This is a genomic window from Sphingobium cyanobacteriorum (assembly GCF_030580935.1).
In the GTDB taxonomy this organism is placed as follows: Bacteria; Pseudomonadota; Alphaproteobacteria; order Sphingomonadales; family Sphingomonadaceae; genus Sphingobium; species Sphingobium cyanobacteriorum.
The window spans coordinates 81,753-90,738 of sequence record NZ_JAUQOM010000012.1 but is presented as its reverse complement, the minus strand read 5'-3'; the positions used below and the strand labels follow the sequence as shown (position 1 = coordinate 90,738).

General features: G+C 64.9%; 14 protein-coding genes. 12 read left to right on the top strand and 2 right to left on the bottom strand.

The features are described 5' to 3' along the window. Positions 1-256: 256 nt before the first annotated feature. The 9 genes from Q4610_RS17800 to Q4610_RS17760 all read left to right on the top strand — a co-directional run bounded on the left by Q4610_RS17800 (position 257) and on the right by Q4610_RS17760 (position 5,365). The gene (locus Q4610_RS17800; RefSeq protein ID WP_304537286.1) at positions 257-505 is read left to right on the top strand and encodes a hypothetical protein; all 249 of its coding nucleotides are present in this window, start codon (positions 257-259) and stop codon (positions 503-505) included. Next, positions 502-927 (top strand): DUF6878 family protein, encoded by a 426-nt coding sequence (locus tag Q4610_RS17795; RefSeq protein ID WP_304537285.1) that lies wholly within the window; start codon positions 502-504, stop codon positions 925-927. Before Q4610_RS17800 ends, Q4610_RS17795 begins: the two co-directional genes overlap by 4 nt. A gap of 3 nt (positions 928-930) precedes the next feature. Beyond that, positions 931-1,287 carry a DUF6915 family protein gene (locus Q4610_RS17790; protein WP_304537284.1) on the top strand — a complete coding sequence of 119 codons (357 nt, stop codon included), beginning with the start codon at positions 931-933 and terminating at the stop codon, positions 1,285-1,287. Between the two features lie 12 nt (positions 1,288-1,299). Next, positions 1,300-1,998, top strand: coding sequence for a hypothetical protein (locus Q4610_RS17785; protein ID WP_304537283.1), 699 nt, complete (start codon positions 1,300-1,302; stop codon positions 1,996-1,998). Between the two features lie 11 nt (positions 1,999-2,009). After that, positions 2,010-2,294, top strand: coding sequence for a hypothetical protein (locus tag Q4610_RS17780; RefSeq protein WP_304537282.1), 285 nt, complete (start codon positions 2,010-2,012; stop codon positions 2,292-2,294). A gap of 60 nt (positions 2,295-2,354) precedes the next feature. Further along, positions 2,355-2,813: a DUF7673 family protein gene (locus tag Q4610_RS21740; RefSeq protein WP_336622878.1), complete on the top strand. Its 459-nt coding sequence runs from the start codon at positions 2,355-2,357 to the stop codon at positions 2,811-2,813. Between the two features lie 2 nt (positions 2,814-2,815). Beyond that, a complete protein-coding gene (locus tag Q4610_RS17770) occupies positions 2,816-2,965 on the top strand; it encodes a hypothetical protein (RefSeq protein WP_304537281.1) in 150 nt (49 codons plus the stop codon). Further along, positions 2,962-3,180 (top strand): hypothetical protein, encoded by a 219-nt coding sequence (locus tag Q4610_RS17765; protein ID WP_304537280.1) that lies wholly within the window; start codon positions 2,962-2,964, stop codon positions 3,178-3,180. Before Q4610_RS17770 ends, Q4610_RS17765 begins: the two co-directional genes overlap by 4 nt. 343 nt (positions 3,181-3,523) lie before the next feature. Then, positions 3,524-5,365, top strand: a complete 1,842-nt coding sequence (locus Q4610_RS17760) for a UvrD-helicase domain-containing protein (protein ID WP_304537279.1) — start codon at positions 3,524-3,526, stop codon at positions 5,363-5,365. A 49-nt stretch (positions 5,366-5,414) separates the two neighbouring features. Here the strand turns inward: Q4610_RS17760 and Q4610_RS17755 are convergent, their stop codons facing one another. Both Q4610_RS17755 and Q4610_RS17750 read right to left on the bottom strand, forming a co-directional pair. Further along, positions 5,415-5,822 carry a type II toxin-antitoxin system VapC family toxin gene (locus Q4610_RS17755; protein WP_336622877.1) on the bottom strand — a complete coding sequence of 136 codons (408 nt, stop codon included), beginning with the start codon at positions 5,820-5,822 and terminating at the stop codon, positions 5,415-5,417. Next, positions 5,819-6,085 (bottom strand): antitoxin, encoded by a 267-nt coding sequence (locus Q4610_RS17750; RefSeq protein WP_304537278.1) that lies wholly within the window; start codon positions 6,083-6,085, stop codon positions 5,819-5,821. Before Q4610_RS17750 ends, Q4610_RS17755 begins: the two co-directional genes overlap by 4 nt. 227 nt (positions 6,086-6,312) lie before the next feature. On the opposite strand from Q4610_RS17750, the gene Q4610_RS17745 reads away from it, so the two are divergent. The 3 genes from Q4610_RS17745 to Q4610_RS17735 all read left to right on the top strand — a co-directional run bounded on the left by Q4610_RS17745 (position 6,313) and on the right by Q4610_RS17735 (position 8,334). Continuing rightward, on the top strand, positions 6,313-6,849 hold the full coding sequence (locus tag Q4610_RS17745; protein ID WP_304537277.1) for a DUF736 domain-containing protein: 537 nt from the start codon (positions 6,313-6,315) through the stop codon (positions 6,847-6,849). Positions 6,850-7,003: 154 nt separating this feature from the next. Then, positions 7,004-7,297, top strand: coding sequence for a hypothetical protein (locus tag Q4610_RS17740; RefSeq protein WP_304537276.1), 294 nt, complete (start codon positions 7,004-7,006; stop codon positions 7,295-7,297). 701 nt (positions 7,298-7,998) lie between these two features. Beyond that, positions 7,999-8,334 (top strand): single-stranded DNA-binding protein, encoded by a 336-nt coding sequence (locus Q4610_RS17735; protein ID WP_304537275.1) that lies wholly within the window; start codon positions 7,999-8,001, stop codon positions 8,332-8,334. The last annotated feature ends 652 nt before the right edge of the window (positions 8,335-8,986 follow it).

Below are 8,986 nucleotides of genomic sequence, written 5' to 3'. Positions count from 1 at the left end.
TACCAGCGCACCGCCCACAGGATCACATCACCCTGGAAATGGCGCCACTTGAAATCCGTCATCGTTCCGTCCGTCCAATCTCCGCCAAGCATGCTCAAGCTTCACGATTTTTGCAACAGAGCCCTTCGGGGCTCCGCACGAGGGCTGCACGCTGGTCATCCTGACCAACCGACACGACTTCGGCACCTACTACACGCTCGGCCTGAAGGTCTGGGACGTCGCCCGCAACGACACGGTCGATGCCTATGTCGCCGAGGTGGAGGACGGCCTCGGAAGCTGGATCGAGGCCGGCTTCAACGCTCCCGTCCGCTACGACGACGGGCATAGCGCGACCGCGCCGCGCAGCCTCGACGAGGTGATCCTCGGCGCGATGATGACGACCCGGCCAGCCCCGGATGGGAGCTTCCCAGTTGCCGATTTCGCGCTGCTCAACGGCAACCTTGCCGCCGCCTATCCGCAGATCGCGGCCGAGGCGAAGGCTCGCCTCGAACAGGTGCCAGCATGAGCGACACCGCCACCATCGCGCCCGCCGCGGCCACCACCTTCGAGGCCTGCAAGCAGGCCATCTTCCCGATCCTGGCCGCCCACGGCATCGCCCGCATCACCATCGACTACAACGGCGAGGGCGACGAGGGACAGGTCAACGACGTCCTCGCCTTCGACGCCGCCGGCGAGCAGGTCGACCTGCCCACGGTCGACTGCGAACGCCACCAGCTCGGCTACGACGGCACGATCGCCAGCGACGTCACCGATCTCGCATCCGCGCTCGACAGCTTCGCCACGGAGGCACTCTGCGCCCTCTACATGGGCTGGGAGGACAATGCCGGCTCCTGCGGCGAACTGGAGATCCTGACCGAGCCGCAAACGGTCACGCTCACCCACAACTGGCGCATCGAGACCTTCGATACGACCGTGTCGGAGCTCTGAGCCATGTCCCACTGCTACTACCACGCGCTCAGCTCGGTGAAGCGCTGGGGCGGCAAGCCGGAGGACTACCTCCCGCTGCATACCTGGTTCGACGAGTCCAAGAAGATCATCGCCGACCCGCGCCACCGTGCGCTGCGGCACCATGCCGAAGGCATCTTCATGCTGGAGACGATCTTCGGGGTCACGATCCGCAACAGCGATGGTCGGGACGTGCCGGTTCGCCTGATCGGCGAACAGCACGTCACCGAGGACCTCGGCCGAATCCCGAGCTTCGCCGACTGGGCGCGCCAGATCCAGCCCGCGCCCTGGATGCTGCGCGGCAACCCCACAGGCTCACCCGGCCTCGAAACCTCGCACTGAGTAGCCTCTCCCATGTCCAACAACTACACCAAGGCCAGCTTCATCCTCTCAGTACGGCCCGAAGAGGCCGAGCTGCTCCAGCTCGCGAAGGATGCGAGCGACATGCTCGAAAATCACGATGACGACGCGCTCGGCCGCCAGGAGGCGTTCGACCAGCTTGGCCCCGCCTTCGCCGCGGCCTTCCCGCCCACCGCCGACGATCCCTTCGGCGGCTTCCTCGCGCTGTTCGACGACGCCGACTTCCCCGTCTTCGACTGCCGGATCGACGTCGACGACACGCCCAACGAGGCAGGCGGCATCTCCGCGTTCTTCCACGGCGACCAGGTCGGCATCGACGCCGTCGCGCTCCTAATCTTCGCGACCTGCAAGTCCGCACTGCCCTGCGGCTTTGAATACGCGCTCGATTGCGATCGCCTGCGCCCCGGCGAGTTCGGGGGCGGCTATGCCGCCATCACCGCTGCCGGCGTGACCTTCGGCAACTCGGCGCGCCAGCTCGAGCGCGCTCTCGAGCGCGACACCGAGGAGGGCACCGACGGCTTCGTGCTGACGACCCGCCACCCCGAATACGGGCTCAGCTTCTGGAACAACGAAACCGGCTTCGGACGTCTGCGCGACGCCACCGTCTTCACCGAAGCCGAGGCCGCGACCTTCGACAAGCCGATCGCCGACGACGAGCCCGAGTGGCTCGCCATGCCCGCTCCCCTGACCTGAGGACCGATCCCATGCGTTACATCGTCGCCCTGTACGAGGTGGACCGTGCCTATGGCGGTCCCGAAGAAGGTGGCTGGTGGTACGACACCGGCGATCTGCGCCGGCCGCTCGCCCTGGCGCCCACCAACGACGCCGCAGTAGCCATCGCGGCCCGGGCCAACCGGCTGCTCGACCGTCTCCAGCGGAACAAACGCCCGGTCGACTCCGCCGCCTACGACGGCGGTCGCCACCGCGCGCTGGTCTTCACCACGACGGCACCGCCCTCCTACCCCGCGGAACGACCCCGCTACTGCTGAAGCAGTTGCGGGTCGCGCCGCCCCGGTTTCGGAGATACACTCCTGTCGAGGGGAACCGACATGCCACAACCCACCGCGATCAATCCCGAGGAACGCGCAGAAGCCGAGGATGCTGCCCGCGAACTCCTCCGCGACCTAGTCGGCCCCGACTATTCGGACACCACGCTGCGCGTGTGTGCCGATCATCTCCTGAGCTTCCGCCGGCATCCGAAGACGCACGCCGAGCAACCGCCCATCGCGGCGCTCGATCGGCTGTTCGCTCTCGCCAAGTCGGACACCGGCCAGTCCGCCCGCGTCGCCAGCTTCCTCCTCGCATGGTGGAACGGCACCGATCTCGGCCATTTCCCGATCGCGGACCTGTTCGGACTCGATCGATCGGTCGCCGACGACATCACCAGCGTCGTTCGATACCTCGGACGCCACCCGGGGGCGATCTACGCCGACAGCCTCGGCTATCGCGGCGACGTGATGGATCTTCTCCACCGCTGGCGCGACGTCGGCAGCGAGGACGCTGCCTGACCATGATGATCGACTTCGAGGATCGTGCCCCGGCCGGACCACTCTCGCCCTCCGCTCGCACGTTCATCGCGGCGATCGGCCTGCTCACAGCCTATGGCTGGTTCGCCAATGGCGTCGCGATCTGGCACCTGATCGCGGGCCTGGTCGGGTGACGACGAAGTCGGTCATCGACACCAGCCTCGGCAAGGTCTGGGTGACGCACTTCGACAATGGCGATGCCGCGCTCTGGTGGCCCGATCGCGCCCGCGTCGGTCCTGCCGTCGTCGAGATCATCGACGGCCGAGCAGCCTGGAAGCCGAAATACAGCAACTGGATCGTGCCCGCGGTCCATGCCGAGACGCTGATCGCCGAGATCGGCGACCTGTAGAATCAAGAAACGGTGTCGGCGCATCCCGCCCTGCGCTGAAGCTCCGGGCGGGACCGCGGCTCTACTCGGCTTCGCCGACCGGAGCCCCGCGAGCGGGTCTCCGCCCTGAGGGGTGACGATCCACTTGCGAAAAGGACCGACGCCCTGGCAGGAGCGCCGGTCCCCATCGAAGGGCATGCCGCAACGTCCCGCGACGAGTGGGATCGGTTTTCGGCTTCGGTTTGCCCTTGAGAGCATCGCATGCGATGCCGCTTCTCGCAAATGAGAACCGGCCGAGACGTCATCTATTATGAATCGTATTGTTCATCCTCCGAGAGCCGACCACGGTCACCTTAGGCAACAAATGACAGCCGGGGAGAACCGGCTTTTCGAGTTGATGGACACGACGCTCGATAATGAGTGGGAAATCTACATCCAACCCCACCTAAACGGGCTCCGCCCTGACTTCGTTCTGCTAAACCCGAAGGTCGGCGTCGTTGTCATAGAGGTCAAAGACTGGGACCTTAACGCGATGGCCTATGACGTGCGGCGGTATGACGGAGGTCGTGTTGAACTGGTTGCATCGAAGGACGGTAGGACATTTCGGGTCGATAATCCGTTTCAAAAAATCCGCCGATACAAGGACGCAATCTTCAATATCTATTGCCCAAGACTGCAAGCACGTTTCGGCTATGCTGCGATTGCCGCAACGGTCGTTTTCCCTTTCGCCTCTCAGGCGAGAGTGAAAAGCTTACAGCTCCCTTTCTTGAAGGATGAGGAACGGGCGAAGGCTGCTAGTTATTGGCCTGTTGCCGGAGAGGAGCAACTCCGAGATCTTGACGTCAGAGCGATGTTTCCCGTGATTAAGCACGAGGCCAGTCGGCTTATGACACCAGCGATTGCTGATGATCTCCGCGGCTGGTTGGTCGAGCCGGACTTTGCACGTGAGCAACGCGAACCTCTTCAGCTGGATCGAAATCAGCGCTCACTGGCGGACAGTCGGACCGAGTCTGGCTTCCGGCGTATCCGAGGTCCGGCTGGAAGCGGTAAATCGCTTGTTCTAGCAGCCCGTGCAGCAAGGCTGGCTGACGAAGGCAAGGACGTGTTGATCGTTACGTTCAATATGACCTTATGGCACTATCTCCGCGATCTTGTTGCACGAGAAGTAAAGAAGAAAGGTTATCTGTCCAGACTCACGTTCGTACACTTTCATGAGTGGTGCAAAGACGTCTGTAACGAGGCTGGGTTCGAAGAAGAATACGCACTGGCTATGCAGCCGATTACTAAGGTGATGAAGCTCAAGCTGCCGCCCCGGGAAGAGGCGCTTAGGCTCAAGCCGGTGTTGCCCAAGGTCATGAACGAGGCGGTCCCATACGTAGCTCTGGAAGCTGCGCGATCTGGCGCAGCAGCCAAGTACGATGCGGTGCTCGTTGACGAAGGTCAGGATTATTTACCCCTATGGTGGAACGCACTCAGGGAAATATGTAAACCCGGCGGCGAGATGTGGCTTGCAGCCGACGTGACGCAAGACATCTACGGAACGGCGAAGAACTGGACAGAAGCGGCTATGGTCGGTGCCGGCTTCCCAGGAGGTCGTTGGGCGCAGCTCGACGTCAGCTATCGAATGCCTCCAGACGCACTCCGCATGGCCCGAGATTTTACGCGACGCTTCCTTCCAGGCGAAACGAGCGTACCTCCAGCATTAGACCAATCAACCCTTGATTTATTCCCGTGCGATATCCGCTGGGTTCAAACTCAAGACCCCGACTCCATGCGTCAGTGCGTTAATGAAATTCTGACGATGATGCGTCGGACCGGGACGAACGGCTTGGCGAACGCAGATATAACATTTCTTGCCAACGACATAGACTTTGGACGTGCTGTCGTAGACGAACTTAACACCTACGGAGTCCGGACGGCTCACACATTTGAGCGGGAGAAAATGAAACAGAATCGGCTTAAAATGGCGTTCTACGTTGGCGACGCCCGTGTCAAAGCCACAACTCTTCACAGCTTCAAAGGCTGGGAAACACGCTTGCTGGTGATCCATATCCGCCGTGCAGTGGGAGCGGAGGGCATGGCGGCTATCTACGCTGGACTTACACGGCTCAAGCGCAGCCAAGAGGGGAGTTTCCTCACAGTGGTATGCTCAGCTCCAGAGCTGCAGGAGTTCGGCGCAAGCTGGTCGTCGCAGGGCGCAAACTAAGCTCGTTCCCACCAGCACGGTCTCGATCACCGCCGAAAGGTGTTCCCCGTCAGACGAGCCAGTTCTCGACCTCGAGGCCTCGGATCCGTCGAAACTCGCCCTCGTTGGCGGTCACGAGCGTTGCGCCGATCGTGAGCGCATGTGCTCCAATGAGCAGATCGTTCGGACCAATCGTCTTGCCCTCTGCCTCCAGCTCAGCTCTCAGACCGCCATATTCCGTGTCGGCCGGCACCTCGAGCGGGATTATCTCAAGCCCTTCGAGGATCGCCTCGACCTGAGCGAGCAACTTGGACGACCCCTTCTTCGCGCAGCCATAACGCAGCTCCGCCGCGGTGATGATGCTGACGCACAGCCCTTCACCGTCGAGTTCGACAACTTTGCGGAACACGCGTCCCTGAGGATCGCGCACCATGTCCGACACGATGTTCGTGTCGAGCATGTATCGTTTGGCGGTCACAGATCGACGCTTCGGAGCGATCCCAGGCCTTTGTCGGTATCGTCGGGAAACTGATCCTCCGGTCCGAGCGGGGATAGAGATCGCAAGATCGTGGCGAGATCGGCCTTGGGCTCGGGCTCGATGATGAGCTTATCGCCCACTTTGTGAATAAGGACCGAGGTTCCGGGCAATTCGAACTCGGCCGGAATCCTCACCGCCTGACTACGATTGTTGCGGAACAGCTTCGCTGCGCGCGCGCCGGTCGCCGGCATTGCCTGAGCCATGGCCCATCTCCTTGGATATGCCATGTATATGCCAGCGCACGTCCATCCGTGCAACTACAAAGGCCGGCCAATCGACCCCCTGACCCTCTGGAGCGACGACCATCGCCGCGCGAAGAGCGCTTGCGATGAGGGCGCTTGCGCGCCTGCCCGGCCGACGGCCGGGGAGGAGAGGGGGTGAGAGTGAGGTGTCTCGGACAAGGGGTTCGAGAGCATCAGGAGGTTTCGCCATGAACATCGGTTCCATCAAGCAGAACGACGCCGGCATCTTCATCGGCCGCGTGTCGACCCTCACCGTCGCGATGACCATCGCGCTCCGCGAGGTCCGCAGCGCCAACCCCAAGGCGCCGAAGTACGAGATCCACGCCGTCAACCCGGGCTCGCGCGAGTGGGTGCAGGTCGGCGCGCTCTTCGAGCTCACCGCCAGCGCGACCGGCGAGGCGTTCCTCAACGGCCGCATCGACGATCCGAGCCTCGCGCAGCCGCTCTACGTCTCGGCCTTCCGCCAGCAGGACGGCTCGTACAACCTCGTCTGGCAGCGCCCGCAGCGCCGCCGCGACGTCGCCGCCGCGATGGCCCCCAAGGGTGACGACGGCCTGCCGCCGTTCCCCGGCACCAGCGACGACACGCCCGCCGGCGAGACCACCGGCGCCACCGACGGCCTCGGCGAATCCACCGCCGGCACCGGCTTCGGCGACACGCCGGAGACGCCCGCCAAGGGCGGCCGCCGCCGCGCCGCGCAGCCGGCCGAGCCCGAGACGGTCTGACCGACCGCCCGGGGTGCCTCCCACCCCGGTTTTCTCCTCCCCACCGCGCGTCCAAGCCCCCGCGCGCGGACCTGCAGGGCTCGCTTCGCTCACCCCGGCGAGGCGGGCCCTGTCTTTGTTCGCCCTTACGGGCTCACCGACAGGAGCCGCCGCCATGCCTCTCTCCCTCGATCAGCACCTCGCCACGGCCGAACGGGATTACGCCGCGCTCGCCCGCTTCGCGGATCGGCGCGAGCGTTTCCTCGACGCCCTCGACTGGAGCGCCCTCGACGAACAGTTCGTGCGCGAGGCGTCGATGACCGACGACCTCATCAACGACGACCTGGCGAGCCTCTGGCTCTACATCGACCATCTCGGCCGCTGGTCCGCCGATGCAGGCCCTAACGCCACGGGGCCGGCACAATTTCTGCGCATCAGCCGTCCTCTCCGGGACTACACACCGCACTGACCGGCGCATCCCGCACGCCCCCTCGCGGTGCTCAGGGCGGACGGGACCGGGGCTCTAGTCGGCCTTGCCGACCGGAACCCCGCACGCGGGTTTCCGCCCATGCGGGTGACGATCCCCTTGCGGAAGGGACGCTCGCCAGTGCGATCGGGTCGGCTCTGCCGCCCCGCGGTCAGGACCGACCCGATCGCGCGCCTCGCAGCACGCGACCAACACCGCCATCGCCACTTCGCGAGCGCCGCCCTCGATGACAGCGCCCTCTCACGATTGCCGGCATTCGCCAGCGGGCCGAGCCGCGACCCGAGTGGCCCACGACCCCTCGCGGCCAATCGCGGATTCCCGCAGGCCTTGCCCGTCTCGCAGGGGTCCGCCGCGCAGATGGCAATGCTGGCGCTGCCCGCAATGCGCCGACCGTCGCGGGGACTCTTGGCGAGAGAACCGCCCTGGTCGGTCCACATTGCCCATTCCAGCCTCTTTTGAGGTGCCGGCGAAGCCACCCCGCCTCGCAGTGCCACCTGCGGCGGCCGGGACCACGTCGCAACCCCATCCGCGAGCCCGTGTTGCCGCGCCTTCGGCGCGCCTGCCCGCACCAGCTCGCTCCAGGGGTTCCCCGCGCGGGCTGCGCCCGCGCGGTGCGACGCGATCCCGGCCGCCGCTCATCAGTGGCACCGGCGGGGAGGCCGCCGGCACCCAAGGAGGCTTACATGAACAACGTGAACCTGGTCGGCCGTATCGCCAAGGACCCCACGACGCGCACCGCGGGCAACACCAGCATCACCACCATCATCGTCGCGACGGACCGCCCGAAGCTCGACAAGGACGGCAAGACCTACAAGGATCCGCAGACCGGCTTCACCGCGAAGGAGGTCGAGTTCCACAAGGTCACGACCTTCAACGGCCTCGCCAAGGCGATCGCCGCCAACCGCCAGAAGGGCGACCTGGTCGCCGTCGAGGGACGGCTCCACTACACGAAGTGGCAGGACAACGGCGTCGACCGCTACGGCTGCGAGATCATCGCGGACCGGGTCGAGTTCTACTGACCAGCGGGGGCGGCGCAAGCCGCCCCTTTTCGCTTGCTCGCGCCCTTGGACACCAAGTCCAGACGAGCTGCGCCTCAATCTTCCACCACCTCCGATCGGACGGACCATGCGACGCATCGCCCCGGGGTTGAAAGGAGAGGGGGACCGGAGCCTTCCGAGGCTGCCAGGTCGAGGAGAGAGTGGCCGGAGAGAAGGTGTTGCGGCGCATCCCGGCCATGCCGGGACCGGGGCTCTAGTCGGCTGCGCCGACCGGAACCCCGCAGGCGGGTTTCCGCCCATTCGGGTAACGATCCCCTTGCGGGGCGATAACGACTGAGACCCCGCTCGCCGTCGGGCGGCGATCGGTCATCGCTCAAACTGCCAACCGCATCCGACGACGCCAACGTGGCACCGGCCGCTCGCGCGGCCGGGTCCTCTGGGCAGTCGTCGTACTACACCTCAAACCAATAACTCTCTCTCTGACCTCCTAGTTTGGCATCCGGGGATTCAGGCCGGTCAAGGATGCGCGGTTCCCCCAATTTTCACGCGGCCGACCCTACGGGCCGACCACGAGAAAATCGGCTCCCCCACGCCCCGCTTCGCGGCGTTAACCGGGGTCCGGCGAGCACGAGGCTCGCCGGCTTCCCGGTTAACGTCCCTGACCGACCTGACC

What these genes read in the sequence shown, in the direction of transcription:
- Q4610_RS17795 (WP_304537285.1), top strand. Translation starts at nt 502, where the DNA reads ATGAGCGACACCGCCACCATCGCGCCCGCCGCGGCCACCACCTTCGAG.
- Q4610_RS17790 (WP_304537284.1), top strand. Translation starts at nt 931, where the DNA reads ATGTCCCACTGCTACTACCACGCGCTCAGCTCGGTGAAGCGCTGGGGC.
- Q4610_RS17785 (WP_304537283.1), top strand. Translation starts at nt 1,300, where the DNA reads ATGTCCAACAACTACACCAAGGCCAGCTTCATCCTCTCAGTACGGCCC.
- Q4610_RS17780 (WP_304537282.1), top strand. Translation starts at nt 2,010, where the DNA reads ATGCGTTACATCGTCGCCCTGTACGAGGTGGACCGTGCCTATGGCGGT.
- Q4610_RS21740 (WP_336622878.1), top strand. Translation starts at nt 2,355, where the DNA reads ATGCCACAACCCACCGCGATCAATCCCGAGGAACGCGCAGAAGCCGAG.
- Q4610_RS17770 (WP_304537281.1), top strand. Translation starts at nt 2,816, where the DNA reads ATGATGATCGACTTCGAGGATCGTGCCCCGGCCGGACCACTCTCGCCC.
- Q4610_RS17760 (WP_304537279.1), top strand. Translation starts at nt 3,524, where the DNA reads ATGACAGCCGGGGAGAACCGGCTTTTCGAGTTGATGGACACGACGCTC.
- Q4610_RS17750 (WP_304537278.1), bottom strand. Translation starts at nt 6,085, where the DNA reads ATGGCTCAGGCAATGCCGGCGACCGGCGCGCGCGCAGCGAAGCTGTTC.
- Q4610_RS17745 (WP_304537277.1), top strand. Translation starts at nt 6,313, where the DNA reads ATGAACATCGGTTCCATCAAGCAGAACGACGCCGGCATCTTCATCGGC.
- Q4610_RS17740 (WP_304537276.1), top strand. Translation starts at nt 7,004, where the DNA reads ATGCCTCTCTCCCTCGATCAGCACCTCGCCACGGCCGAACGGGATTAC.
- Q4610_RS17735 (WP_304537275.1), top strand. Translation starts at nt 7,999, where the DNA reads ATGAACAACGTGAACCTGGTCGGCCGTATCGCCAAGGACCCCACGACG.